Annotated in this window: 22 protein-coding genes and 4 pseudogenes; 12 read left to right on the forward strand and 14 right to left on the reverse strand. The window is 58.3% G+C overall.

Annotated features, from left to right (window positions below; genetic code table 11):
- Positions 1-64: 64 nt before the first annotated feature.
- The 5 genes from BZK31_RS03945 to garD all read left to right on the forward strand — a co-directional run bounded on the left by BZK31_RS03945 (position 65) and on the right by garD (position 7,028).
- Positions 65-1,798, forward strand: coding sequence for an ABC transporter ATP-binding protein/permease (locus BZK31_RS03945; RefSeq protein WP_083181406.1), 1,734 nt, complete (start codon positions 65-67; stop codon positions 1,796-1,798).
- Positions 1,799-1,898: 100 nt separating this feature from the next.
- Complete coding sequence (locus BZK31_RS03950) at positions 1,899-2,648, forward strand: FadR/GntR family transcriptional regulator (protein WP_083181408.1); 750 nt, start codon at positions 1,899-1,901, stop codon at positions 2,646-2,648.
- A gap of 353 nt (positions 2,649-3,001) precedes the next feature.
- The gene (gene kdgD, locus BZK31_RS03955) at positions 3,002-3,913 is read left to right on the forward strand and encodes a 5-dehydro-4-deoxyglucarate dehydratase (RefSeq protein ID WP_083181410.1); all 912 of its coding nucleotides are present in this window, start codon (positions 3,002-3,004) and stop codon (positions 3,911-3,913) included.
- Positions 3,914-4,078: 165 nt separating this feature from the next.
- The gene (locus tag BZK31_RS03960) at positions 4,079-5,464 is read left to right on the forward strand and encodes an MFS transporter (RefSeq protein ID WP_083181411.1); all 1,386 of its coding nucleotides are present in this window, start codon (positions 4,079-4,081) and stop codon (positions 5,462-5,464) included.
- 10 nt (positions 5,465-5,474) lie between these two features.
- A complete protein-coding gene (gene garD, locus BZK31_RS03965; RefSeq protein ID WP_083181413.1) occupies positions 5,475-7,028 on the forward strand; it encodes a galactarate dehydratase in 1,554 nt (517 codons plus the stop codon).
- Between the two features lie 195 nt (positions 7,029-7,223).
- On the opposite strand, the gene BZK31_RS03970 is transcribed toward garD, so the two are convergent.
- On the reverse strand, positions 7,224-7,850 hold the full coding sequence (locus BZK31_RS03970; RefSeq protein WP_083181414.1) for a Yip1 family protein: 627 nt from the start codon (positions 7,848-7,850) through the stop codon (positions 7,224-7,226).
- 224 nt (positions 7,851-8,074) lie between these two features.
- Between BZK31_RS03970 and BZK31_RS03975 the strand changes: the two genes are divergently transcribed.
- On the forward strand, positions 8,075-8,314 hold the full coding sequence (locus BZK31_RS03975; protein ID WP_083181416.1) for a PLD nuclease N-terminal domain-containing protein: 240 nt from the start codon (positions 8,075-8,077) through the stop codon (positions 8,312-8,314).
- Positions 8,315-8,320: 6 nt separating this feature from the next.
- Here BZK31_RS03975 and BZK31_RS03980 read toward each other — a convergent pair whose 3' ends face one another.
- The 3 genes from BZK31_RS03980 to BZK31_RS03990 are packed head-to-tail and all read right to left on the reverse strand — an operon-like array spanning position 8,321 to position 10,614.
- The gene (locus BZK31_RS03980; RefSeq protein ID WP_083181417.1) at positions 8,321-9,091 is read right to left on the reverse strand and encodes an alpha/beta hydrolase family protein; all 771 of its coding nucleotides are present in this window, start codon (positions 9,089-9,091) and stop codon (positions 8,321-8,323) included.
- Positions 9,075-10,193: a DUF3182 family protein gene (locus tag BZK31_RS03985; RefSeq protein WP_083181418.1), complete on the reverse strand. Its 1,119-nt coding sequence runs from the start codon at positions 10,191-10,193 to the stop codon at positions 9,075-9,077. The genes BZK31_RS03980 and BZK31_RS03985 overlap by 17 nt, the downstream gene beginning before the upstream one ends.
- A gap of 37 nt (positions 10,194-10,230) precedes the next feature.
- Positions 10,231-10,614 (reverse strand): Rho termination factor N-terminal domain-containing protein, encoded by a 384-nt coding sequence (locus BZK31_RS03990; RefSeq protein WP_083181419.1) that lies wholly within the window; start codon positions 10,612-10,614, stop codon positions 10,231-10,233.
- A gap of 193 nt (positions 10,615-10,807) precedes the next feature.
- Between BZK31_RS03990 and BZK31_RS03995 the strand changes: the two genes are divergently transcribed.
- Entirely contained in the window at positions 10,808-11,011 is a 204-nt protein-coding gene (locus BZK31_RS03995; protein ID WP_083181420.1) for a hypothetical protein, read from the forward strand.
- A gap of 259 nt (positions 11,012-11,270) precedes the next feature.
- Here BZK31_RS03995 and BZK31_RS04000 read toward each other — a convergent pair whose 3' ends face one another.
- The 3 genes from BZK31_RS04000 to BZK31_RS04010 all read right to left on the reverse strand — a co-directional run bounded on the left by BZK31_RS04000 (position 11,271) and on the right by BZK31_RS04010 (position 14,406).
- Complete coding sequence (locus BZK31_RS04000) at positions 11,271-11,486, reverse strand: hypothetical protein (protein WP_083181421.1); 216 nt, start codon at positions 11,484-11,486, stop codon at positions 11,271-11,273.
- Between the two features lie 219 nt (positions 11,487-11,705).
- Positions 11,706-12,491 carry a sulfite exporter TauE/SafE family protein gene (locus BZK31_RS04005; protein WP_083181422.1) on the reverse strand — a complete coding sequence of 262 codons (786 nt, stop codon included), beginning with the start codon at positions 12,489-12,491 and terminating at the stop codon, positions 11,706-11,708.
- A 91-nt stretch (positions 12,492-12,582) separates the two neighbouring features.
- Positions 12,583-14,406 carry a sensor domain-containing phosphodiesterase gene (locus tag BZK31_RS04010; protein WP_083181423.1) on the reverse strand — a complete coding sequence of 608 codons (1,824 nt, stop codon included), beginning with the start codon at positions 14,404-14,406 and terminating at the stop codon, positions 12,583-12,585.
- Between the two features lie 303 nt (positions 14,407-14,709).
- On the opposite strand from BZK31_RS04010, the pseudogene BZK31_RS29965 reads away from it, so the two are divergent.
- From BZK31_RS29965 to BZK31_RS04020, 3 pseudogenes are all read left to right on the forward strand, one after another.
- Positions 14,710-14,874 (forward strand): annotated as a pseudogene (locus tag BZK31_RS29965) (con-10 family general stress protein); the annotation flags it as partial.
- Positions 14,875-14,985 (forward strand): annotated as a pseudogene (locus BZK31_RS29970) (KGG domain-containing protein); the annotation flags it as partial.
- A 137-nt stretch (positions 14,986-15,122) separates the two neighbouring features.
- A pseudogene (locus tag BZK31_RS04020) lies at positions 15,123-15,377 on the forward strand (GNAT family N-acetyltransferase); the annotation flags it as partial.
- Here the strand turns inward: BZK31_RS04020 and BZK31_RS04025 are convergent.
- A complete protein-coding gene (locus tag BZK31_RS04025) occupies positions 15,367-15,894 on the reverse strand; it encodes a GAF domain-containing protein (protein WP_083181533.1) in 528 nt (175 codons plus the stop codon). The pseudogene BZK31_RS04020 and the gene BZK31_RS04025 overlap by 11 nt on opposite strands.
- Positions 15,895-16,440: 546 nt before the next feature.
- Here BZK31_RS04025 and BZK31_RS04030 point away from each other — a divergent pair.
- Positions 16,441-17,709 (forward strand): OmpP1/FadL family transporter, encoded by a 1,269-nt coding sequence (locus BZK31_RS04030; RefSeq protein ID WP_083181426.1) that lies wholly within the window; start codon positions 16,441-16,443, stop codon positions 17,707-17,709.
- 250 nt (positions 17,710-17,959) lie between these two features.
- Positions 17,960-18,460, forward strand: coding sequence for a hypothetical protein (locus BZK31_RS04035; RefSeq protein WP_083181427.1), 501 nt, complete (start codon positions 17,960-17,962; stop codon positions 18,458-18,460).
- Positions 18,461-18,491: 31 nt separating this feature from the next.
- Here the strand turns inward: BZK31_RS04035 and BZK31_RS04040 are convergent, their stop codons facing one another.
- The 6 genes and pseudogenes from BZK31_RS04040 to BZK31_RS04060 form a co-directional block, all read right to left on the reverse strand.
- Complete coding sequence (locus BZK31_RS04040) at positions 18,492-20,093, reverse strand: ATP-binding response regulator (protein ID WP_167377840.1); 1,602 nt, start codon at positions 20,091-20,093, stop codon at positions 18,492-18,494.
- Positions 20,094-20,131: 38 nt separating this feature from the next.
- Complete coding sequence (locus BZK31_RS04045) at positions 20,132-20,755, reverse strand: response regulator transcription factor (RefSeq protein ID WP_083181429.1); 624 nt, start codon at positions 20,753-20,755, stop codon at positions 20,132-20,134.
- Positions 20,756-21,072: 317 nt separating this feature from the next.
- Positions 21,073-21,954 carry a methyl-accepting chemotaxis protein gene (locus tag BZK31_RS30465; protein WP_415639663.1) on the reverse strand — a complete coding sequence of 294 codons (882 nt, stop codon included), beginning with the start codon at positions 21,952-21,954 and terminating at the stop codon, positions 21,073-21,075.
- Positions 21,928-22,698, reverse strand: a pseudogene (locus BZK31_RS30470) (MCP four helix bundle domain-containing protein); the annotation flags it as partial. The gene BZK31_RS30465 and the pseudogene BZK31_RS30470, both read right to left, overlap by 27 nt.
- 233 nt (positions 22,699-22,931) lie before the next feature.
- Positions 22,932-23,858, reverse strand: coding sequence for a proline iminopeptidase-family hydrolase (locus BZK31_RS04055; protein WP_083181431.1), 927 nt, complete (start codon positions 23,856-23,858; stop codon positions 22,932-22,934).
- 93 nt (positions 23,859-23,951) lie between these two features.
- Complete coding sequence (locus tag BZK31_RS04060) at positions 23,952-24,716, reverse strand: LuxR family transcriptional regulator (RefSeq protein ID WP_083181432.1); 765 nt, start codon at positions 24,714-24,716, stop codon at positions 23,952-23,954.
- Positions 24,717-24,985: the final 269 nt, after the last annotated feature.

The following is a 24,985-nucleotide window of genomic DNA, read 5'->3' on the forward strand; positions in this document are numbered from 1 at the left end:
TAGATGTTTTTTTGCTTCATTGTGGTCAGGCATCGTTCTTTTATAGACAGCGGGCCTGACTCACATGAAACGCAATGCCGAATACTCCATCGTCAACGACACCGTGAACGGGGCGTTCTTTTCCCGGGTCTGGAGGCTGATCACGCCGTACTGGCGCAGTGAAGACAAGACCATGGCCTGGTTGCTGCTGGTCGCCGTGGTGGCTTTGTCACTGTTCAGTGTGCAGATGTCGGTGCTGTTCAACAGCTGGTATCGAGAGTTCTACAACGCGCTGCAAAACAAGGACACCGGCGCGTTCACGCACTTGATTCTGTACTTCAGCGGCCTGGCCGCCATCGCGATCTTTGCCGCGGTGTACCGGCTCTACCTGACCCAGATGCTCAAGATTCGCTGGCGGCGCTGGCTGACCGAGCAGCATTTCGCCCGCTGGCTGGCGCACAAGAATTACTACCACCTGGAGCAGGGCGGTTACACCGACAACCCCGACCAGCGTTTGTCCGAAGACCTCAACGAATTCACTTCCAGCACCTTGAGTCTCGGGCTTGGCCTGATGAGCGCAGTGGTCAGTCTGGTGTCGTTCTCGGTGATTCTGTGGGGCGTGTCGGGCAGCATCGAACTGTTCGGCATCAACATCCCCGGTTACATGTTCTGGGCGGCGATGCTGTACGCAATCGTCGGCAGCCTGCTGACGCACTGGATCGGTCGGCGTCTGATTCCGCTCAACAACCAACAGGAACGCTACGAAGCGGACCTGCGTTATGCACTGGTGCGAGTGCGGGAAAACGCCGAAAGCATCGCGCTGTCCGACGGCGAGCGTAACGAAAACCAGCGTCTGAGTGGCCGGTTCTCGATGATCTGGAACAACGTCCTGACGTCGATGAAGGTGCAGAAGCGCCTGACGTTCTTCACATCGGGTTATGGGCAGATCGCGATTATCTTTCCATTCGTCGTCGCCGCGCCCCGCTACTTCGCGGGCAAGATCGAACTGGGCGATCTGATGCAGATCAACTCGGCGTTTGGCAACGTGCAGGAGAACTTCAGCTGGTTCATCAGTGCGTACGACACGCTGGCGTCCTGGCGCGCCACCAGTGATCGTCTGCTGAGCTTCCGCCAGGCCATGACCGATCATGAGAGCCAGGTGCCAGCCATTGAAATGGTGCACGCCGACAATGCGCTGGACCTGCAGAATCTGGGGCTGACCCTCGCCGGTGGCCGACAATTGCTGCGCAACGCCCAATTGCACATCGAGCCGGGTGAGCGGGTCATGCTCAGCGGTCGTTCGGGCAGTGGCAAAAGCTCCCTGCTCAGGGCGCTCGGCGGCTTATGGCCGCAAGGCGCAGGCAGAATCAGCCTGCCTGCCGGGCAAGCATTGTTTCTGCCGCAGCGGCCTTATCTGCCGATTGGCACGTTACGCGAAGTGCTGAGTTATCCACAGCCGGGCGACAAATACCCGGCCGAATGGTACGTCGAGGCGCTGCAGAAATGCCGTCTTGAAACGCTGGTGCCGCGTCTTGACGAGAGTGACCACTGGCAACGCGTGTTGTCGCCCGGCGAGCAGCAACGGGTAGCCTTCGCACGCGCGTTGTTGCTGGCGCCACGCTGGCTGTATATGGATGAAGCGACTTCAGCTATGGACGAGGAAGACGAGGCGGCGATGCACCACGCCCTTATCGAGCAGATTCCTGGCCTGACGCTCCTGAGCGTGGGACATCGCAGCACGATCAAGCGTTTTCATGGCCGGCATGTGCAGGTCGAGGATGGCCAACTGGTCGAACGCAAGGCCTCCGAGCCCGCCTGACAAGGTCTTCGGATGATAGGGCTCAGCTTTTGAGGTGTGATCATACAACCGCTGAGCTATGATTGACGCTTGTTTAACTGTCCAGAGATCGATGTTGGATATGGAAAATCAAAGCGCTGCGCCCCGCGCCCGTAGAAAACACCGCAGTCTTGCGCAGGAGCTGGTGACTGAACTGTCCGAGCGTATCCGCAGCGGGCAGCTCAAGCGCGGCGATAAACTGCCTACCGAATCGGCAATCATGGAAGAGCAGGGCGTCAGTCGCACCGTGGTGCGCGAAGCGATTTCGCGCCTGCAGGCGTCCGGTCTGGTGGAAACCCGGCACGGGATCGGCACCTTCGTGCTGGACACGCCAAGCCCCAGCGGCTTCCGGATCGATCCGGCGACCATCGTCACCTTGCGCGATGTGCTGGCGATTCTCGAGTTGCGCATCAGCCTGGAGGTCGAGTCCGCCGGGCTGGCCGCGCAGCGCCGTAGTGCCGAAGAGCTGGCTTCCATGCGTGCAGCGCTGGATGCCCTGAACGAAAGCGCCGCCCATGCGACCGATGCCGTGGCGTCCGACTTCCAGTTCCACCTTCAGATCGCGTTGTCGACCGGTAATCGCTACTTCACGGACATCATGACTCACCTGGGCACCAGCATCATTCCGCGTACCCGCCTCAATTCCGCCCGTCTGGCCCACGATGACCAGCAGCATTACATGGACCGGCTCAGCCGCGAGCACGAGGAAATCTACGACGCCATCGCCCGCCAGGATTCCGATGCCGCTCGCGCCGCTATGCGTCTGCACCTGACCAACAGCCGCGAACGCTTGCGCCATGCTCATGAAGAGGCTGAATCGCAGCGGGCCTGATCGCCTGTCGTCAGGTTGTTCCCCGCCCTGCCTGATAATAATGCTCTCTGCCCGCTGTTAAAGTGGGGCAGAGCGTCTCGGGCCGACAGGGCGCTTACCCGAGTCAGGTACGATCAGCGCCCCACGTACGCGCACTCAGCATGAACCGCTCGGTAGTCATCGTATAACTTTCCGCAATTCTCAATCCCACCAAACCCCCGCCCGCCAAGGCCTGTGGCCCCACTCATCGCCCCGTCAGAGAAAAACCCGCAAATCCCTGTTGAGGGAATTTATTTTCAGTTGTACGATGACTTACGACATCGGCGCTGCCCCGGTGATCCATTCACATTTATGTCCCACAGGGTGTTCGAATAATGAATCCACAAGAACTGAAGTCCATCCTCTCTTCCGGTCTGCTGTCCTTCCCGGTTACCGATTTCAATGCCCAGGGCGACTTCCATCGCGCTGGCTACATCAAGCGTCTCGAGTGGCTGGCCCCGTATGGCGCCAGCGCTCTGTTCGCAGCAGGCGGCACAGGTGAGTTCTTCTCGCTGGCAGCCAGCGAATACTCCGAAATCATCAAGACTGCCGTCGATACCTGCGCCACCAGCGTGCCGATCCTTGCAGGCGTGGGCGGTCCGACTCGCCAAGCCATCGAATACGCTCAGGAAGCCGAGCGCCTGGGCGCCAAAGGCCTGCTGTTGCTGCCGCACTACCTGACCGAAGCCAGCCAGGACGGCGTTGCCGCTCACGTTGAAGCGGTCTGCAAGTCGGTCAAGATCGGTGTCGTGGTCTACAACCGTAACGTTTGCCGCCTGACCCCGACTCTGCTGGAAAAACTGGCCGAGCGCTGCCCGAATCTGATCGGCTATAAGGATGGTCTGGGCGATATCGAACTGATGGTTTCGATCCGCCGTCGTCTGGGCGATCGTTTTTCGTACCTGGGTGGTCTGCCGACCGCTGAAGTCTACGCCGCGGCTTACAAGGCATTGGGCGTACCGGTCTATTCGTCGGCAGTGTTCAACTTCGTTCCGAAACTGGCGATGGACTTCTACCACGCCATTGCCCGTGACGATCACGAGGCTGTCGGCAAATACATCGATGACTTCTTCCTGCCTTATCTGGAGATTCGCAACCGCAAGGCGGGCTATGCCGTGAGCATCGTCAAGGCCGGCGCGAAGATCGCAGGCTACGACGCAGGTCCGGTCCGCGCGCCGTTGACCGACCTGACCCCGGAAGAATGCGACATGCTCGCAGCCCTGATGGACAAGCAGGGCCAGCAGTAACACCTCCGAAGACCGAACCGCTGAGCGATCAGCGGTTTTGTCGTTGGAATGCATGACCCGTGCAGGTAGAAGCTGGCGTCGCCGCGACACTTCTAAGGGGCCTGCAGCGCTACACCCAAAAACAGTATTACCCGCGTAAAAAAATAACTAGTGGGAGTTCAACCGATGCAAACGTCCAAGCCGACGCACGTCCGCTATTTGATCCTGTTGATGCTGTTCCTTGTCACCACGATCAACTACGCCGACCGTGCCACCATCGCAATCGCTGGTTCCAGCATCCAGAAAGACCTGGGCATCACTGCCGTCACTCTGGGCTACATTTTCTCTGCATTCGGCTGGGCCTACGTGGCCGGTCAGATCCCCGGAGGCTGGCTGCTCGACCGTTTCGGGTCGAAGAAAGTCTACGCCGCCAGCATTTTCACCTGGTCGCTGTTCACGCTGCTGCAAGGCTATGTCGGCGAATTCGGCATCTCCACCGCCATCGTTGCGCTGTTTATGCTGCGTTTTCTGGTGGGCCTGGCCGAAGCGCCTTCGTTTCCCGGCAACGCCCGCATTGTAGCGGCTTGGTTCCCGACCGCGGAGCGCGGCACGGCCTCGGCGATCTTCAACTCCGCGCAGTACTTCGCGACTGTGCTGTTCGCACCGTTGATGGGCTGGATCGTCTACACCTACGGCTGGCAGCATGTGTTCATCGTGATGGGCTCGATCGGCATTCTGTTCTCGGCGATCTGGATGAAGATCATCTACGGTCCGCGCAATCACCCGATGATCAACGAGGCCGAGTTCAACCACATCGCCAGTAATGGCGGCCTGGTCGATCTGGATCAGGACAAGGGTAAAGGCAAGGACAAGGTCGCCAACAGCGGTCCGAAGTGGGACTACATCAAGCAGTTGCTGACCAACCGCATGATGCTGGGTATCTACCTGAGCCAGTACTGCATCAACGGCATCACCTACTTCTTCCTGACCTGGTTCCCGGTGTACCTGGTTCAGGAGCGCGGCATGACCATCCTCAAGGCCGGTATCATCGCGTCCTTGCCAGCCATCTGCGGCTTCATCGGCGGGGTGTTGGGCGGGATCATTTCCGACTACCTGCTGCGCAAAGGCCATTCGCTGACCTTCGCCCGCAAAGCACCGATCATCGGCGGCCTGCTGCTGTCGACCACCATCGTGACCTGCAACTACGTCGACATTGAGTGGATGGTCGTAGGCTTCATGGCACTGGCGTTCTTCGGCAAAGGCGTGGGCGCACTGGGCTGGGCCGTCATGTCCGACGTTTCGCCCAAGCAGATCGCCGGTCTGAGCGGCGGGCTGTTCAACACCTTCGGTAACATTGCATCGATCACCACCCCTATCGTGATCGGCTACATCATCAGCAGCACCGGCTCGTTCAAATGGGCGCTGGTGTTCGTCGGCGCCAACGCGCTGCTGGCGGTGATCAGTTACATTTTCATCGTGGGTGAAATCAAGCGTGTGGAATTGATAGAGCCGCCTGTAAAGGGGCCATTGCCGACCGATCCGGCCAGCAACCTTTCCGAAGCAAAATCCTGAGGAAACCGTGATGAACCTGATTCAACATGCCGATTCGCCACGTTACATCCGGCTTCATCCGCTGGATAACGTGGTCGTCGTGGTCAACGACCAGGGTGTGCCGGCCGGAACCGAATTCGATAACGGCCTGGTGACTGTCGATAACGTACCGCAGAGCCACAAGGTCAGCACCGTTGACCTGGCCGAGGGCGACGCCGTGATTCGTTACGGCCACACCATCGGCTACGCCCTGCAACCGATTCCACGTGGCAGTTGGGTCAGGGAAGACCAGTTGCGCATGCCGTCAGCGCCCGCGCTCGACAGCCTGCCGATGTCCGATGCCGTGCCTGAAAAGGGCGAGCCGCTGGACGGCTATACCTTCGAAGGCTATCGCAACGCCGATGGCACCGTCGGCACCCGCAACATTCTGGGCATCACTACCACCGTGCAGTGCGTAACCGGCGTACTCGACTTCGCCGTCAAGCGCATCCGCGACGAGCTGCTGCCCAAATACCCGAACGTCGATGATGTGGTGGCGCTGACCCACAGCTACGGCTGTGGCGTGGCGATCACTGCCACCGACGCATACATTCCGATTCGCACCGTGCGCAACCTGGCGCGCAACCCCAATCTGGGTGGCGAGGCGCTGGTGATCAGCCTGGGCTGTGAAAAGCTGCAGGCCGGTCAAGTGATGCACGAGGGCGACAGCTCGGTCGATCTGAGCGAGCCATGGCTGTACAAACTTCAGGATTCGAGCCACGGCTTCAATGAAATGATCGAGCAGATCATGGAACTGGCCGAGGTCCGCCTGAAGAAGCTGGATTTGCGCCGTCGCGAGACCGTTCCGGCGTCCGAGTTGATTCTGGGCATGCAGTGCGGCGGCAGCGATGCGTTTTCCGGCATCACGGCCAACCCGGCGCTGGGGTACGCCTCGGACCTGCTGCTGCGTGCGGGTGCAACGGTGATGTTTTCCGAAGTGACCGAAGTGCGTGATGCCATTTATTTACTGACATCGCGTGCCCAGGATCAGGACGTCGCGCAAGCGCTGGTCCGCGAGATGGACTGGTACGACCGTTATCTGGCCAAAGGCGAGGCGGATCGTAGCGCCAACACCACGCCGGGCAATAAGAAGGGCGGGCTGTCGAACATTGTCGAGAAGTCCCTCGGGTCGATCGTCAAGTCCGGCAGCAGCGCCATCAACGGCGTGCTTGGCCCTGGCGAACGGGTCAACGGCAAAGGGCTGATTTTCTGCGCCACACCGGCCAGCGACTTCGTGTGCGGCACGCTGCAACTGGCGGCCGGGATGAACCTGCATGTGTTCACCACCGGACGTGGAACGCCGTATGGTTTGGCGATGGCGCCGGTGGTGAAGGTCTCGACCCGTACCGAACTGGCCCAGCGCTGGCCGGACCTGATTGATATCGATGCGGGGCGCATCGCTACTGGACGCGCCAGTATTGAGGACCTGGGCTGGGAGCTGTTCCACTACTACCTGGATGTGGCCAGCGGCAAGAAAAAGACCTGGACCGAGCACTATCGCCTGCACAACGACATCACCCTGTTCAACCCGGCACCGATCACCTGACAGCACCGCTCTACAGGTTGTGCTCCAGCCAGTGGGTGCGAACAGTGGGAGCGGACTTGTCCGCGAAAAGATTTGCCCAACGCGTCCATCAGCAGCGCCTGACGCCTGGCTTTCGTGGACAAGTCCACTCCTACAGGTTTGTGCCCGGCAGTGGGTGCAGATCAGGCTGTGGGAGCGGACTTGTCCGCGAACGGATCAGGTTTCCGGCACTTCGCCCAGTACGGTACGGACGTAGTCCGGCGTCAGGACGTTGTACCAAAGCAGCAGCGTTGAAACCAGAATCGTCACGAACACCAGCACGCCGACGGTCCACACCGCCGCCGCGTAGAGCGGTGCGTTGCCTTCTGGCTGGCGCAGGAAGGTGCCGATACCGCTGATCAGCAGCAATGTGGCATGAATCGCCGCCAGGCCCAGCACCGGAATCATCAGCCAGCGGCTCGGGTACAGACCTGCAAGGCCTGCGATGAAAAACGGCGTGATGGTGTAGGTGGCAAAGCCGATGCACTGGTTGAGCGTCGGTCGCGTGCTGGAGGTGCGTGACAGCCAGTGAACGAACGTACCCATCAGCGCCGTGCCGATCAGAATCGCGACGTAGAGCAGGGCGCATAGCTGCAGCGCGCTTTTGGTGCTTAGCCAGACACGGTCTTCCAGCGTCATGTTCCAGCCCACCTGCGTGGTGCCAATGTAAAGACAGACCACTGGAATCAGCCCTAACAGTACCAGATGGGGCACGTACTGACGCGGGCTGTGGTCTTCCTCTTCGCGTATGTCTCGCCACGCATGCCTGGGGCGGGTGAACAGTTTGACGATAAATACGTTCATGGCACTTCCCTCCGAGAGTGAACGGGACTGCAGGTCCTTGCGAGTCCCTTTCGGATTGAATAGCCCATGGCGCAATGGTTTCGCCAGACTGGACCGGCGGTGGCTGGACGTCTGGAAAAAAGCCGATTTTTCCTACTTCTCTGAACTTTAGGACGCTCTCAAGCCTCTTCTACTGTAAGGGTGGCCGGTTCGGCTGCCTTCGTTGAATGTGCAGGAGATTTCAAATGCCTTGGATGTCGGAAAATCATTTGTGGCTGTTCGCGGCGATCACGGCGTTAATCGTGATTTCGGATATATGGGCCGTGATGCGCGTTCGTAAAAGCGTCACAGAGTCCAGCAACAAGCTGATGTGGATCATCGTCATCGTGGCCGTACCGATTCTCGGTGTACTGGCATTGGTGCTTGCCGGTCCGCGCCATGTCGATACGTCCGCCAAGCCTGAGCAGCAAAGCACCAAATACTGACACCACTCACGAGTACTTTGCCGAGTGGTGAGGGTAATTGACCAGTCGGGCGCCAATGACCATTTCGCTGATCCAGTTGGTCAGCATCGAGCTGTAAACGCTCTGACTGATGTCACTGCTCAGCGCATGGTCGGCGCCGTCCACCAGCCGGTAGGTCAGTGAGTGCGCCAGCTCGAAGGCACCGCGATAACTCATCAGCGTGGCATGTGGTACATAGTCGTCGCGCTCTGATTCGATCAACAGCACGTCTCCCCTGAACTCCTTGCAGGCCGCCAGCGCACGATTGTCCGCCGCCGTGACGGCCGAGCGGCGATAGTGGGCCAGCCTGTCGCGATCCAGTTCCTGTTTGGGCATATCCCAGTCGGCATCCCAATACAGGGCGGGTACTCGCAACGCCATCCATTTTACCGTGCGCATCGCACTCAGGATGGTCGCCAGATAGCCGCCGTAACTGGTGCCAATCACGGCGATGGCCTCCGGATCCACCGAGGGATGGCTGACAAGGCGATCGTAGGCGGCCAGCAGGTCTTCCAGGCTGTGTTCGCGTGAGACCTTGCCGCGCAGGCCTTCGGTACGCTCATGGCCACGCAGATCGAAGGTCAGACACACACAGCCCAACCCCGTTATGTTCTTGGCCCGCGCCAGGTCGCGTTGCTGACTGCCGCCCCAGCCGTGGACGAACAGGATGCCGGGAAACTTCTCGCACGGCGTAACGATCGATCCGGAGATGGACTGGCTATTGACCTGAATCTCGATGGTTTCACTGCGAACGCTCATAAGGCTCAACCTGAATGAATTTGGTGATGAAGCCGACTTGAGGGTCATCGCCCTCGTAAAGCACTTGAGCATCGGCCGGCAGCGTTGTCTGGCCATAGATCTCGTGGCTGGAAACCTCGGCCTGATACCTGGCCGGGTCGGCATCGAACAGCAGCAGCGCCTCGATTTCCGCAGGACTGGCCCCGCCAATCCGCCACGACTGCTCCAGCACGCCCGAGCGTTGCCGGCCCTGCGCGTTGCGGCCCTGAGCGATGTCATAGTTGCGTCGCGACGCGATGAAGCCCGGAAAACAAGCGAACGCGGCGTTCTCGTAGGCCAGCGCCTGCTGCACGGCACATCGGACGGCGTCGTCCAGCGGCAGGCCAAGCAGTGTCTGATAATCGCCGCGCACGATATGCAGGCGCGAGCCGCCATAAACAGTTTCGCCCTGATTGTCCCGAGTCAGATCCTGAGTGCCGTAATAGCTGGCCGTGAGCCCTGCCACCTGAACCTGGCCCACGCTGAGGGTCACCACGTCGTGCAGGTTTTCTTCCAGCACAAGGCCATACTCCCGAACCTCATTCTCGTCTTGAAGGGCAATGGCCGCGCTCAACTCTGTCTCCGATGTCACCACCGCCTGGCCGCGTCCCGCTGTTGCCAACACAGGCTTTAGACGCAGCGGGCCGTCAGCAAGCATCTGTTTGCCGACAGCCAGCGCATCCTGTGCGTCGAATACCGAAAATCCGCCGAGCACGGCGTTTTGTGCCTGACGATGAAAATCATCGGACCAGCCTGGCGGTCGGTATATCGCGTTGTCGGGCAGCGGATGCGACAGGGCTTTGGTGGACATGAATGGCGCTGCGATGACCCCGCCAAACAGATCATCGGTCGATCGAATGTCGGGATAGGTGCAGGCGTCCCGGTCGATCAGCGTGTCGGACGGCACGAAGTACAACCCCGGCCCTTGGTGGATGGCGCTGTCGTAAAGCCCGACGAATTCTGCACCGAGCAGACCCGCGAGCTTTTGCGCCAACGCTTGATGAACCACGACCTCGTGTGTCGAAAGCTTCCGGTGCGTAGGTAGCAGAACGACTTCGGTCTTGCCTGTTCTCGTCCCGATCATGAGCAACTCCTGTTGGCAGCAGATCGCGGTGATGGACTCACGAAGCCTTTTTCAGCGCCGTGATCAGTTCCTGCTTGCTCATGGTCGAGCGTCCTGAGATGTTCAAACCACGCGCGCGCTGCAGCAAATCCACTTTGGTCTGTGATTCCAGCGGCTGGTCGTTGCGGGGCTCGCCACGCTTGGTGGCGACGGCGCGTCTGGCCGAATCTTTGCGGGCTGCCGTCTTACTGGACGCCGGCGTCTTGCTGCCCGATCCGCCTTTGCGATCGCCGCCACCGGACTGTTTATTCACTGTGGCCCAGGCTCTGGCTTCTGCCTCACCCTTGGAAACGCCTTTGTCTTCGTAGCCCTGTTCGATGTGCTCGGCTTTGCGTTTTTGCTTGTCGGTGTAGTTGTCTTTATTCGAGTTCGCGGCAGGCATGGCTCATATCCTCTCGGTCCTGAATGACATTCGGGCCGGAAACGGCCCATGAAATTAGGAAGGATTCACAGGCGCGGGAGTTCAGCGAAAAAGGATGAGCGGCATGCTGGCAAAAAACTGAAACTCTGCAATTCTTCTGCAATGACGAGGTGTTTACATGCTCGCCATCCACACCCGATTAAGGAGAGAGCGCATGTCGATCATTACCAAATGGGCGTTGCAGGCTGTTGTGCTGTTTTTGCTGGGATGGATGGCGACGGTGGTCGCGCACTGGAGCAGCGCGGTCGTCAGCGGGACGGGCAGTGATCGTCTTGCGGAGCTGAGCAGTGGTGCACTGAGTAACCCGGCTGCGCTTGCGAGCAAGGATTCAGGGCAGGCTCGCAGCGACGTCGAGTGACGCTTCCCAACTGAGACAGCGCGGCATGTCGGGGCTTTTTCACAGGCAAAAAAATGGCCCACAACAGGGTGGGCCAAATGGGATTCATCAAAGGAGTGGGTTCAATTTACCCAGACCGAGGTGAAGAAGATGTGAAATGAATGTCACGGAAACGAGAACGTTTTTCAGTGTTCGTTCAGACCGGATCATGAAAAACGCCGCTGGCAGGGCAGCGGCGTTTTGGGTGTTGCCGATATCGGTTTTCGCGGGGGATTGCGGCTCAGCGGGCCATGGCGCGGGAACGTGTTTCGGGCGCTGCACGCTCAGGCATGGCGTTCAATGTCGAAAGCGGCAGAGAATGAGGGGCATCGATTCTGGATTTCATGCGATCTGCAAATTCTTTGGCTTCCTGCCAGCTCCGGCACGTCACCGGGTAATCGTCCAGCTTCACGACCCAGTGGGCCCCGTAAACACCTTCTTCAATTCGGATAAGCATTGTTGGCATCTCCAGTCAGCAAGGATGAGTCTGTGCCGAGCACCGGCGCGAAAGCAGACCGGCGAAATCCTGCGCCGAAAACCTTCGTTGGGCTACAAAAAAATGCAAATCCCGACCAATGTGCCTGCACGGCACAACGTGCTGCCCGGCAGGCCGTTCGACACGTGTTTTCAGGGCCGAGACTGACTCATGCATGTGACAGATTGAGGTGGGCTGGAATCAGAACGCCAGTTTGAAGCCGATCATCCCCAGCATGATCGCCAGAAACGGGCGCAACAGGTCGTCGGAGACACGCCCGGCCATATGGCTGCCGAGGTAAATGCCAGGCAACGAGCCCATCAGCAGCCAGCCGAGCAATTCCCAATTCATGTTGCCCATGCTCGCGTGGCCCAGCCCTGCCACCAGTGTGAGTGGCACCGCGTGAGCGATTTCCGTGCCCACCAGTCGGCGGGTCGGCAACAGCGGATACAGAATGAACAGCGCCACCGTGCCCAGTGCGCCAGCTCCGATGGAGGTCAGCGCGACCATGGTGCCGAGAATCAGGCCCGTCACCACGGTGAGTACCGTCAGGCTGCTGCCGGAGAAAAACGAATGCCCGTCGCCGCGACCATGGGCGAAGGCCATCAGCTTTTTCTTGAACAGCACCGCCAGCGCCGTCAACAGCAGCACGAAGCCCAACGCTTGCTTGATGATGGCGTTCAACGCGTCGGGTGCGGTGTGCAGGGTGCTCAGGAACCACAGCGTCAGCAGCACCGCGGGCACGCTGCCCAGGGTCAGCAGACCGGTGATTTTCCAGTCGATGTTGTCGTTTTTTCTGTGAACCAGCACGCCGCCGGATTTGGTGATCGCCGCGTACAGCAGGTCAGTGCCCACAGCCGTTGCCGGATTGATACCGAACCACAGCAGGATAGGCGTCATTAAAGAACCACCGCCGACACCGGTCATGCCCACGATGAAGCCGACCACCAGACCTGCAACCACAAACCCCAAACCACCCGCGTCCATATCCAACCCTGTCAAGCAAACGTATCAGGCAAAAAGTGGCGGGCAGCATAGCGGCTTATGTTATGAGTGGTTATGAAGATGTGTTCTAAGGTTATAACCGTTTGTCCCGTGAGGCGGCCGCAAGGGAGGCTTCTTCGACACTCTGCAGGCGATGCGTGGGGCTGAGCCAGCTCACCAGCGCCTCGGCTTCGATGGGCTTGGCGATCAGGTAACCCTGACCTTCATCGCAACCCCATTGCTTGACCAGTCTGCGGATATCGTCTGTTTCGATACCTTCCGCTACCACGCAATAGCCGAGCTTCTTCGCCAGACCGATCAGCGCTTTCACCAGACGCTGATCGGTTTCGTCCGACGCCAGATTGCGAATCAACGACTGGTCGAGCTTGACGGTGGTCGCTGGCAACTGGCGCAAATAGTTCCAGTTGCTATAGCCAGTGCCGAAATCGTCAATGGCCACGTCCATGCCCATTTCACGCATGCGCTCCAGCTGGCTGCGCACTTCAGCCGGGTTCTGCATCAGCGCGCTTTCGGTGAACTCGAGTTCGAAGCGGGTCGGGTGAATGTCGTGCTCGCTCAACAGACGGATCATCGTGTCCGTAAAGGCCGGGCCGGTCAGGTCTTCAGGAGTGACATTGATCGCGATGCGGAAATCGAAACCTTCACGCTGCCACCGGGCGGCCTGTTCGATGGCCGTCCTCAGCACCCAAAGGCTCAATGGGCGCATGAGAGCGGTCTTTTCCGCCAATGGCACGAATTCGGCCGGACCGATCGGCCCCATGGTCGGGTGATTCCAGCGCAGCAAGGCTTCCACGGACGTGCAGTGGCCCGAGGTCAGGTCGATACGCGGCTGATAGACCAGACGCAACTGATCGTCCGCGTGCACGGCATTGGTCAGCGAGCTGAGCAGCTTGAACGCACGTTGCTGGGCCGCGTCGGAATGAGGTTCGTACATGGCCCAGCCGACGTTGCGGTCGCGAGCGTTGTCAGCAGCACTGATGACCAGGCGCATCCAGTCCTGCTCGGTGTTGGTGTCGTTATCCAGCGCGACTACGCCAAGACCGACCTGCATCTGCACCGGAATGCCCCGGCACTCGACCGGTGTTTCGAAGTCTCTGAGGATAGCGCGAAACATGTGTTCATTCGCTGCATCGCCCGGCAACAAAAAACCAAAACGCGTCGGGCTGACTTTATACAGCGAGCAGTCGGACGGCAGCAGACGCTGCAGGCGCTTTTTAATCGCCATCACCATGTCCTGCGAAAAACTGTAGCCCAGCGCCTTGACGATATCGTTGAGGAATTCCGGGGTTATCATGTCCACGGCAACCAGTCGATGCTGCTGCTTCGACGCCAGTGCCTGGGTGATGTCTTCCTGCAGACGCGAGCGGTTATACAGGCCGGTGGGCTGATCGATGAAGCAGCTCAGCCTCAGACCCACGATGCGCTTCATCACCAGCGAGGCGAAGCGTTTGAGCATCGACGCTTGCTTGTCGCTCATCGGTTCGCGTGGCTGGGTGTCGATCACACACAGACTGCCCAGTGCGATGCCGTCGTCCGTGATCAGCGGCGCGCCAGCGTAATACCGAATACCGGGATGTCCGGTGACCAGATTATTGCCCATAAATCGCTCGTCGCGGGTGGCATCGATCACCTCGAACGGTTCGTCAGCCAAGATCGTATAGGCGCAAAACGATACATCGCGAGGGGTTTCCTGAGCCTGCAGACCCACTCTGGCGCGGAACCACTGGCGATGCTCATCCACGATGGAGATCAGCGCGATAGGGGCATCGAAGAACTCGGCGGCCATCGCCACGATTTCATCGAAGACATCGTCCGCCGTGTTTTCGAGCACGCACAGCTCCGCTATACGCAACAGGCGTTGCGATTCGTTGAGCGGGAGGGGGGCGCAAGCGTTCATGGGTATCTCGAGGGGCGGTATTTGAATGATGACTATATGACATCACAAAGTTCAGTTTATTAGCCCGCTATTTTTATCTATCGCCTCCCGTCGCCTGTCAAATCGCTGAAAAGGCCGTGCCAGATGCTTCCAATTGAGCGCAGGACCCTTTGAAATCGGGACGTTCAGCGCTTCTTGAACGAGATTGAACGATTTTTGCCATTCGTCGTCCCGCCTCCAGATTCCCGGATCGACCGTGCCGGATCCGTTCTCCAATCTGGACGAGCGCAATAAAGCGGTCGGCCGATAACGGAGGACACAACAATGGCTAGCACTGGGGAAAACAATCCCGGCAACTTCGCCAATGACCCGGAACGGGCATCCGAAGCAGGCAAGAAGGGCGGTCAGGCATCAGGCGGCAATTTTGCCAACGACCCTGAGCGTGCGTCAGAAGCAGGTAAAAAGGGTGGCCAGGCATCCGGTGGAAATTTCGCCAATGATCCTGAACGCGCATCCGAAGCGGGACGTAAAGGCGGTCAGGCTTCAGGTGGTCAGCGCGCAGACAGTGCCGAGCAAGGTTCTGACGAAGACGAGCAATAAGGCTACGCTTGAGGGCGTTAATGCCTGAATCACTAAGGGTGATCGAACCCTGATCGACTGCAGCCAGCGTAACCCGTCGCAGTCCGTATTTTTACGTTGGCTTGCCGGGTTGAAGAGAGATCCCGATGCACTGCCACATCCGCACCGCGAGCCTGGACGGGCATGCGGTGCGTTCAGTGTTCGTCGATCCAGTCTGGCATGGGCGCGGTGTCGGGCGTCACTTGATGAGCCGGATCGAGCGCGCGGCGAGGGAAAGCGGGGTCAGTGCACTGGTCGTGCCGTCGTCGCTGACGGCACAGGGTTTTTACATCACTCTGGGATTCATCACCGTGCGCGAACAACTGGACGGCGATGAACGGACACTGATCATGGAGCGGGCGCTCACGCCGTAGTCCGCTCTGGGTGCGATTCGCCCATTTGAGCCTGCAATTGCGTCAGTTGCTGATGGGCATAGAGCGAGTTGGCGATCAGCGTGCAGAACACCTTGAGGGTGTCGAGCAGTTGCTCGTCATCGAGCTTTTTCGGGAGCAGATCCAGGCCACACAGCGTGCCGAAAAAATCCCCGGTGGGAAAAATGATGGGCAGCGAAAAATAGCTCTGAAAGCTGAACATTTTGGGAATGAAGTGATCGGCATACACGGGATCTGTAGCGACTTCATTGATCACGATAGGACGATGATTCAGTCTCAATTCGTTGCAGAACGTGTTTTCCAGTTTGAGTTCGTGGCCGGCTTCCAGTCCGAAATTGATCTCGTCATACACCGCACATGCCGTCCAGCTGGCGTCGGTCACTTTGGCGATTGCGGCAAACCTGAGCCCGGTGAGTCGCGTCACCAGCCTCAGCAAGCTTGAGGTGGTTTCGATTTCACTGATGACGGCCAGTTCTGCGGAAGTCAATGTGGTGTTCAATTGCGTTGCCCCGACCTGATCGTTGAGAAGCCGGCATGGCATCCGACACGCTTCGAGCTGTCATCAACCTGTAGCCGTTGGTGATCCTGCCATACCTGACCGAGGCTTACATGAAATATTCCTGGAATATTACGCAACGGCGTAATACTGACGGGGCGCTGACGCCAATAAGTTAGTTGCGCGGTTATTGCACTAACAAAATCGCCGACCGAAAAAGTCGGCATTTTTTTGCGCGGCCGATCAGGTAACGACGCGACTCAAGGCCCCAGGCGACATGGTTTTCCGTGTGCTCGTCACGCATCGAGATTGCCGGGAGATCCATGCTGGGCAATGGGCCATTAGTACACCTGTACTATGGCTGGCGTTTTTTCGCGCTGATACTCTCGCCGATCAGCCATTGAATCGGGCAGGACAGCGCGTCTGTCGTGCACGTCAGGGCTGGAGCCGTACCAGGATTGATGTTCCCGGACGCCATGTGTCACCGGGCGTATACCCACGGTCAGGTCAGCAGTATTGAATGTTCACCCGCCGCGAGTATCGGGAATCATGCAGAAAATCACATTGGGTTTTACCGTGGCCGTTGCGTCCACGCAGCTTTTTGCGGGCGGCTTTGCGCTCAATGAGCAGAGCGTCAGCAATGCAGGTACGGCGTTTGCCGGACGCGCTTCGGCTGCCGAAGATGCCAGCACCGTCTATGGCAATCCGGCAGGCATGGCGCGTCTGGACGGGCAACAGATCACCGGCGGTGTGTCCTTCATCGACGCCTCCACCGACATCAGTCGTGCAAGCGGTCGGTCCAGTGGCACGAACAAGGGTGACATGGTGCCGTTCAAAGCCGTGCCGTCCGGTTTTTACACCTACAAGATGGACGAGCACTGGGCGTTCGGAATGGGGGTTTATGCCCCGTTTGGCCTGGCTACCGATTACGAGTCGGGCTTCCAGGGGCGCGCGTTTGCCAGCAGAAGCGACGCCAGGGTCATCACGTTGCAGCCGACGGTCAGCTACGCCTTCAACGATCGCCTGTCCATCGGTTTGGGACCGACCATCAACCGGTTTGCGGGCACGCTGGAATCCGACCTGACGCTGAACCCGGCGATTGCCGACACCAATGTAAAGGTGAAAGGTGACGATGTCGCGCTGGGTTTCAATGTCGGCCTGCTCGCCACGCTTACCGATACGACCCGTGCCGGCGTGGCGTATCACTCTCGGGTCCGCTACGACCTCGATTGCCACACGCAGGTGGCCACGGGTGCCGGAACACCGCCTCAGCTCCTCACCAGCAATCGTTATGACTGTTCATTGCAGATAGACACGCCAGAATCTCTCGACCTGTCGGTGACGCAAGACCTGACCGATGCCTGGAAGCTCTATGCCGGGGCGACCTGGACCCGCTGGAGTCGCATGAAGGACCTGAGCTTCAGCACCGAAAGCATCAGTCCGGCGGTCGGTGGCGTGCTGGCTTCGTCGTTGTCGAACGCCGTCGCCGGGGGATTGGACTGGCATGACACCTGGGCTCATGCGCTAGGCACTTCCTATCAATTGAACGAGCAATGGATCCTGCGTGCCGGCGTTCGCCTGGACCAGTCGCCCACCAGCAATACCAATCGCTCGCCTCGCACGCCGACGGGGGATCGCACGATTGTCAGCGTCGGGGCCGGTTATGACGTGAGTAAGGAGTTGACCATCGATCTTGCGTACTCCTGGCTTAAAGAAGAAAGCGTGAACGTCAGTCGCTCGAATGCATTGGCCAGCTACAGCGCCCGTTATGAAAACAGTGCGAGCTATTTTGGCGTGGGCGCCAGTTACCGATTCTGACGCTCCCCACCACAGGGCCTAGTACATGTGTACTATCGCCGTATCAAGTACCGTGCTCTTAAACTGATCGGGTTGCGAGCATCGCCTGGCAACCAGACCGCTTGTTGCAAATGAACGGTGGGGACTTTCAGGTCTTTCCATTGCAGCGCTCATTTATCTGAAAAACATGAAGTTTCAGATCGCGTGCCTGTTCTTTTTCTGCAAGCCCCTGCCATTGCGCGCCTGATCGTTATCAAGGGTAAAGATGAACATGTCATTCAACAGTGTCAACCATGTGCGTAGGGGTTTTATGCTGTGCCTGTTAGTGGGTACATTGAGTGGTTGTGCAGGCTCCAATGATCTTCTGGGCTCGCTCAACGACTCGCTCAATGGCGGGGCTAAAAAGTATGAGTTGAATTACCTCAAGCAAAACCTTATTCCGGGGAAGACCACCAAGGAGCAGGTCAGGCAGCTTTTTGGTGAACCTTATTCGGAATCGCTGGATGTTGTCAGCGGCAGCAACGACTCGAATTGGGAGTACCGCAAGAGCGAAGAGGGGCTGTCGAAGTACACTGATCTGGCACACAAGTATGTGTCCACTGAAACCAGTCTGAAAATGTACTCCTTATCGGCACAAACCTCGAGAGGGCAGGACGTTTTGTCGGATGCCGCCAACGTTGCGGGCGTCAGAAAAGGCGCCAGCAAAGTTCAGGGTTCGACGCTGTATATCTACTTCAAGAACGATGTGATTGATTATTACCGCCTGCAATGACATGACAGTTTTACTGAATCATCACCGTGGATCAGCTTCTGACCGGCTCTGCCGTCGCGTCGACCTTGAAACTGAGCAGCAATGAGCGAAGCTCGGCAGGCCTGACCGGTTTTGCAAGCACCGGAATTTCAGGATCGTTCAAGGTCTGGCGCACATGCTGGAGTTCATGCCCGGTGATTACGATGGCCGGAATGCGTCGGCCTTGCAGCCTGCTGAGGTAAGCGATGCAGTCGGCGCCCGATGCGGTGCGGTCCAGATCGAAGTCGGTCACCACAAGATCGCAATCAACGTGTGCGTCCGGAATCCGGGTAGAGGTCTGGACTTCGCAGCCCCACTTGCGCAGTAGCATCGCGGTGGCCTGCAACACGCTGTGATTGTCCTCGATCAGCATGACTCGCAGGCCGCCCAGCAGGCGCGTGTTCCAGTCGATTGCCTGAATCGGCGCCACGCGGCTGGCAGCGACGACCGGCAGTCCGGCAATGGTCACGGCGGTCCCGCGTTCCGGGGTCGAGCGGATGGAAACCCGCAGACTCATGAGCCGGGCGATGCGGCTGACGATGCTAAGGCCGAGCCCGACGCCTTCGATGTCCCGGTCGCGCTTCTCGCGCACCCGATAGAACTCGTTGCACAGATGTGGCAGGTGCTCGGCGGAAATACCGCGTCCCTGGTCGTAGACGCCGATATCAAGTTTACCCTTGCGACGTCGGCAGCCGATCAATACCGGTTTGCCGGGCGCGTACTTGAAGGTGTTGGAAATGAGGTTCTGCAGTAACGTACTGAGCAACACCGGGTCGGTGCGCACGTGATGATTGCCGCTGCGGACCCGAATATCCACGCCAGCCCAACTGGCGGCCTCGCTGTTCTGGCTCGCCAGGCCTTTGAGCAGCGCATCCAGATCGACTGTTTCCAGGCGCGGTGTCACCTCGCCCCGGTTCAGGGTGTAAATGTCCAGCAGTGAGCGGAACAGTTGTTCAACGGAGCCCAGGGCTCGGTCGATGTTGTCCACCAGACGCCGTTCGTTGTCGCCCAGGCTGGCGTCGCGCAGGCAGGCGGTGAACAGGCTGATGGAATGAATGGGCTGTCGCAGGTCATGACTGGCCTGAGCCAGAAAGCGCGACTTGGCCTGGTTGGCTGCCTCGGTTTCTTTCAGTGCCAGATGCAGTCGGCCGAGCAGGAAGTAGACGAACAGCGGCAGTACCAGCATGGTTAGAATCATCAGCACCGCAACCGCGTGGTGCTCGCGCAGGAAGGGCGTGAGGGCAATGATGATCAGCAACGAAATCATCGAGAATCCGGTTGCCAGCAACAGATAATTGCGCCCGTAGCGCATGCCGTAACCCACCGTCATGCTCAGCATTACCGAATACACCGGAAGCAGCCCCTCGCCCCCAACCGTGATCGTGACGATGCCCGCCATATTGTCCGTGACCAGCGCGAACAGTCGTCGTCTGCCGGAGGCGCCGGGACGCTGTGCAATGCGTATCACCAGACCCACCGTCACCACGCCGAACGCCAGGCAATAACCCAGAATGATGAACATGCGTTCTTCGGATATTTCATCCAGCGCGTAGGTAATAAGCGTGTAACAGGTTGATGTGGCAATGACTGCAAGGCGTAACAGCGCCTGAGTCATTTCCAGGTCAATGCGTTTGGGCAATAGCGACATGGCAATTACTTGCTGGAAAGACTTGAAAATTGCGCCGCCGCGGCAGAACGCGTTGAAACGCCCAGCGTCTTGAGCAGACTGGAAACATGGATGCGCACCGTGAAGGGCGAGATGCCCAACGCCTTGGCTATTTCCTTGTTGGTCTTGCCGGACGCAACAAGACCAAGCACTTCTTTCTGGCGGCACGTCAGATGGCCGAGCGTCGCCAACTCTGCATCACCCAGAATCGAACCTTCGGGTTTGTACTTGACCACGACATCACCATTGCGAATGGCAATAAAGGCTTCGGCAATTTCCTGAGGATCGATGTTCTTGCCGATGAAACCATCGGCGCCATGGGACATGACTTCTGAAATGGTATCCAGATCATCGACCATGGACACCACGATGATCGAGGTGCGCCTGAACTCATTGCGAAGTTCGGCAATCGTCTGAACGGAAGTAAGGCCCGGAAAACGAAGGTCCAGTACCAAGGTATCGACTTCGTCACCCGATCGCGCCAGCTCGAGAACTTCATCGAGATTGCCGGCCTGTTCGATGACCGCCTCTGGCACCAGGCGTTCAACAGTACGCAGCATCCCTTCACGAAATAACGGATGATCGTCAGCCACGATAATTCTGCAAGGCATACCGCATACGTCCACTACTTTGAGTAGTGCGCATCATACCTGATACCGCATGACTGTATCGTAGATGATACAAGTCATATGCAGACTTTAATTAACAAGTGATGGCAATTTGTTATTGTTTTTTGCACGCTTATAGTGCAACTAGTGATATGGCCCGGCCTTTATAGAATAAGTGACCTGTGAAACCTGTACGTTCGGTGCGAACACGTGCTGTGGGTCGACCGTTGTCTGGTGACGCGAGCATTGGACTGCCTGATGACGAGCGCACCGTTAACATCAGTATTCACAGTGCGCTCGCGTTTCCTCAGCGTCCGGACTCACGTCCTGAATCGCAACACCAGATCATTCATATTCACGGCGAGGCGGGACAGTTCGTTGCTGGCAATCAGCGTCTGGCGTGTGCCTTCGCTGCTTTGCACGGCCAGGTCTCGAATGCTGATCAGGCTGCGGTCGACGTCACGGGCAACGTGCGCCTGTTGTTCCGAGGCGGTGGCGATCTGCAGGTTGCGCTCGTTGATTTCGAGCACCGAGTCGGTGATCTGTCGCAGCGACTGGCCTGCGTCTTCGGCGGTCTGGCGTGTGCTGTGCACTTCCTGCGTGCTCTTTTGCATCGAGTCTACCGTGGCGGAGGAACCTGCCTGAATCGCGGAAATCATCTGCTCGATTTCCTGAGTGGAGGTCTGCGTGCGGTGTGCCAGGGCACGAACTTCATCAGCCACCACGGCAAAGCCACGTCCTTGCTCGCCAGCACGCGCCGCTTCAATGGCGGCGTTCAGCGCCAGCAGATTGGTCTGCTCGGCAATTGCCCGGATGACGCTGAGCACTTTGCTGATGTCCTGTGCCTGACTGGCGAGCGCCGTGACCTGTGCGGACGAACCCTCGACCAGGCGAGTCAGGCCCTGCATGGCGGTCAGCGTTTCAGCGACCCGCTTGTTGCCCAGGTCGGCGGCGACGCTGGAGTTTTGGGCAGCCTGCGAGGTTGAGGTCGCGTTGCGTGCGACTTCTTCAACCGCGGCACTCATCTGGTTCACGGCGGTGGCGGCCTGTTCGATTTCACTGTTCTGTTGTTGCAGGGTACGGTCGGCGCTTTCGGTGATGGAGGTCATTTCGACCGCTGCGGTGCTCAGTTGCGTCGAGGCGCCGGATATCTGTTGAATGGTATCGCGCAGGTTTTTCGACATCAGGTTCAAGGCGTTCATCAGGCGCGAGGCTTCGTCCTCGCCGGTCACCTCGAGTTGCCGGGTCAGATCGCCCGCGGCAATGTCTTCAGCCAGTTTCAGAGAAGAGCCAATCGGGTCGACGATACTGCGCGTCAGGGCGATGGCCAGAAATACCGTCAATATCGAGGCGACGATAACGACGGCAATCAGCACTTTGACGCTGTGGTCATAAACCGCCGTTGCATCGTCACCCGAGTGCTTGGCTTCTTTGGCATTCTGTTCCCGCAGAGCAGTCAGTTTTTCCTGATAGACAGTGGCTCGTTGTGCTTGCTCAGTGTTGGCAAACGCAAGCGCTTGTTCATGATTTGAGGTGTCCAGTGCAATGACCTGTTTTACGCCATCGATATAGTTCGCCATTTTGGCGCCTGCCTCATTGAAGTTAAGCCGGTCCTGGTCACCGGAAATCAGGTTCTTGCGATAAAAGTCACTGCTCGACTGCAATGCGCTGACCGCCTCGTTGGTCTTGGCGACTGCGGCCTGATGGACTGTCGGCTCACTGTTGGCCAGCATCCGGATGCTTTCCAGGCGCGCATGCAGCAGGGCGACCTGGATGTCGTCGATCACCTGAATGCTGGGAAGCGAATTCATTGCGATATTTTGTTCGGAGGCACGCAGGTTGCCCATCTGAACGTAGGAAAAGACACCCAGCCCGACCAGCAGGACGGTGATGATGCCAAAGCAGAGCGACGCCCTGCGGGAAATATTGAGTGACCTGAGATTCATGTTTGCCTCCGGCGGCAAAGTGTTCAGGAGGGGCAAGAACTCCCATCCAATGAACAGTTTTTCTGCCGAAGAAGGCCGGGCTTTAATGTCTGAATAATGAAAGTTTCTTCACTTTTTATATACACCGTTCAGCGAGTTATTCAGTATTTTAATGGCGTAAGAACTCGCTGATCCGCTGGGATGGGCGTCCTGTCAGGTCTCGATACGTTTTATCTATAATCGCGTATTTAGGGTTACGGGAAGTTATAGGCTGTTACCTGATCGGTTTTTTCATCCAGAAAGTTCGCCACCACGCCCATGCAGGCCATGCGCTCTTCCACATGGGGCATGTGGCTGGATTCCTCGAAAATCGACCAACTGATGTCCGGCACATTGTCGATATAGGGCTTCACCACCAGCGGCGTAGCCTCGTCGTACCGCCCGGAGATCAGCAGCGTCGGCACCTTGATCCGGTGCAGGCGTTCGACAATGGTCCAGTCCTTCATCGTGCCGATCACATGAAACTCGGTCGGGCCATTCATGGCGTGGTACACGGTCGGATCGGCATCGATCTGGTCGAACGTACGTTTCACCTCTTCCGGCCATGGGATCACACGGCATACGTGGCGGTTATAGAAGAGGCGAGAGGCTTCTACATACTCTTGCGCCTGCAGGGTGCCGGCCTCTTCATGGCGCAGCAGTGTTTTCTGAACGGCTTCCGGCAGTTCCCGGCGCAGGCGGTTGGCTTCGCTGACCCAGGTGTGCATGTCGGCCGGGGAGTTGGCGATGATCAGCGCCTTCAGCCCCTTCGGTTGAAGAACGGCATGTTCGGAGGCCAGCATGCCACCCCAGGACTGGCCGAGCAGGGCGTATTTGTTGGCGATATCCAGATGCAACAGCAGATTGTCCAATTCTTTCAGGAACAGTTCGACTGTCCAGAAATCGGCTTTTTCATCTGGCAGATGGGTCGACTTTCCGTTGCCCAGCTGATCGTAGTGAATAACGGCACGACCGGTATTGGCGATGTCCTTGAACGCATCCACGTAATCATGGGTGCAGCCAGGGCCGCCGTGCAGAATGACCAGCGGCGTGTGAGGACCGTACAGATCGCCTGTAACGCGATACCAGGTCTGGTAGGGACCAAAGGGTGCGTAACCTTCCTGGATCGTGATCTCTGACATGCTGTCGGTCTCTCGTTATGGATCGCGACACCATAGCGCCACTTTTCGGCGGCGATAACTGGAAGAAATGATAGGTTTTGCCGGTTTTTCGGGTCAGCTGTCGAGTAATCGGTAGTGCACGGCGCGTACCACGGCCTGCACACGGTTCTTCGCGCCGAGCTTCTGCATGGCGGAATTGAGGTGCAGTGTCACGGTGGCAACGGAGCGGTTGAGGTGCTGGGCGATTTCCTTGGCGGTCAGGCCTTCGGCGGACCAGCGCAGACATTCACGTTCGCGGCGAGTGAGTTTGATTGCCGTGCATGAATGCATGGCCTTGTCGAACAACGGGTAGGCCACTTCCTGAAAGGCATGGGCAAGCAGACCGAACTCGGCCAGGCTGTGCCGGGCGTCTTCCAGCGTCGCGTCGCTGCTGTCCGAGCAGATGCCGGTCAGCGTCGCAAAGCCGCCCTTGGGCATATGAATGGGTACGGTAACGCCGCAGGTCATGTGGAATTCGTGCAGATAGCGCACTACGGGTGTGTGCAGGTCCTTGATCATCGTGCGCAACACCGTTTCAGCCTTGGGCTGATAAGACCACACGAAAGGCGAGACGCTGTTCACCGCCAGTTGCTGAACCGGGTCGATCTGGTAATAGCCTTTACTGCACCACAGTGTGTGCCAGTCTTCGGGGGCGTTGCGCAACGTCAGCAACGAAGGGGTGATCAGTGCACCATCATGGGACACGGGCACGGGACTATAGTCGTAAACCACCGAGTCGAAGCCGAGTCCTGAAGCGAGCATCCATGCGCAATCCATCTGCTGGTCCAGCGTGGCCGCAGACTGTAGGCGTGTATTGAAATCCGACAACCTCACGTGCATAGCATGACTTCCTTTGTCATTCGAACGAGCAAGGGTCAACTATAGCAATGATCCAAGCAAGGACGGTGCCACGGCCCGGTTTGCAGACGGATTGCACGGCAAAACCTATAAGAATTGCTAGCTGTCCAGTCGCTATACACCGCGTTAGGGTTCGGGTCATGACCGAGCGTCCGGATTGGGAACTATGATGTTATGTGAAACCGGGCCTGAAGAGTGCAGCCGCGTTGAAGTCTGCGATCATGAAATGCAGCGTTGTCCGCAGTGTCCGG

Origin of the sequence: Pseudomonas floridensis (assembly GCF_002087235.1) — a bacterium.
GTDB lineage: Bacteria > Pseudomonadota > Gammaproteobacteria > Pseudomonadales > Pseudomonadaceae > Aquipseudomonas > Aquipseudomonas floridensis.

Bases quoted from the DNA above. Each gene is read 5' to 3' on its own strand.
- BZK31_RS03945 (WP_083181406.1), top strand. From the start codon at position 65: ATGAAACGCAATGCCGAATACTCCATCGTCAACGACACCGTGAACGGG.
- BZK31_RS03950 (WP_083181408.1), top strand. From the start codon at position 1,899: ATGGAAAATCAAAGCGCTGCGCCCCGCGCCCGTAGAAAACACCGCAGT.
- kdgD (WP_083181410.1), top strand. From the start codon at position 3,002: ATGAATCCACAAGAACTGAAGTCCATCCTCTCTTCCGGTCTGCTGTCC.
- BZK31_RS03960 (WP_083181411.1), top strand. From the start codon at position 4,079: ATGCAAACGTCCAAGCCGACGCACGTCCGCTATTTGATCCTGTTGATG.
- garD (WP_083181413.1), top strand. From the start codon at position 5,475: ATGAACCTGATTCAACATGCCGATTCGCCACGTTACATCCGGCTTCAT.
- BZK31_RS03970 (WP_083181414.1), bottom strand. From the start codon at position 7,850: ATGAACGTATTTATCGTCAAACTGTTCACCCGCCCCAGGCATGCGTGG.
- BZK31_RS03975 (WP_083181416.1), top strand. From the start codon at position 8,075: ATGCCTTGGATGTCGGAAAATCATTTGTGGCTGTTCGCGGCGATCACG.
- BZK31_RS03980 (WP_083181417.1), bottom strand. From the start codon at position 9,091: ATGAGCGTTCGCAGTGAAACCATCGAGATTCAGGTCAATAGCCAGTCC.
- BZK31_RS03985 (WP_083181418.1), bottom strand. From the start codon at position 10,193: ATGATCGGGACGAGAACAGGCAAGACCGAAGTCGTTCTGCTACCTACG.
- BZK31_RS03990 (WP_083181419.1), bottom strand. From the start codon at position 10,614: ATGCCTGCCGCGAACTCGAATAAAGACAACTACACCGACAAGCAAAAA.
- BZK31_RS03995 (WP_083181420.1), top strand. From the start codon at position 10,808: ATGTCGATCATTACCAAATGGGCGTTGCAGGCTGTTGTGCTGTTTTTG.
- BZK31_RS04000 (WP_083181421.1), bottom strand. From the start codon at position 11,486: ATGCTTATCCGAATTGAAGAAGGTGTTTACGGGGCCCACTGGGTCGTG.
- BZK31_RS04005 (WP_083181422.1), bottom strand. From the start codon at position 12,491: ATGGACGCGGGTGGTTTGGGGTTTGTGGTTGCAGGTCTGGTGGTCGGC.
- BZK31_RS04010 (WP_083181423.1), bottom strand. From the start codon at position 14,406: ATGAACGCTTGCGCCCCCCTCCCGCTCAACGAATCGCAACGCCTGTTG.
- BZK31_RS04030 (WP_083181426.1), top strand. From the start codon at position 16,441: ATGCAGAAAATCACATTGGGTTTTACCGTGGCCGTTGCGTCCACGCAG.
- BZK31_RS04035 (WP_083181427.1), top strand. From the start codon at position 17,960: ATGTCATTCAACAGTGTCAACCATGTGCGTAGGGGTTTTATGCTGTGC.
- BZK31_RS04040 (WP_167377840.1), bottom strand. From the start codon at position 20,093: ATGACTCAGGCGCTGTTACGCCTTGCAGTCATTGCCACATCAACCTGT.
- BZK31_RS04045 (WP_083181429.1), bottom strand. From the start codon at position 20,755: ATGCCTTGCAGAATTATCGTGGCTGACGATCATCCGTTATTTCGTGAA.
- BZK31_RS30465 (WP_415639663.1), bottom strand. From the start codon at position 21,954: ATGAACGCCTTGAACCTGATGTCGAAAAACCTGCGCGATACCATTCAA.
- BZK31_RS04055 (WP_083181431.1), bottom strand. From the start codon at position 23,858: ATGTCAGAGATCACGATCCAGGAAGGTTACGCACCCTTTGGTCCCTAC.
- BZK31_RS04060 (WP_083181432.1), bottom strand. From the start codon at position 24,716: ATGCACGTGAGGTTGTCGGATTTCAATACACGCCTACAGTCTGCGGCC.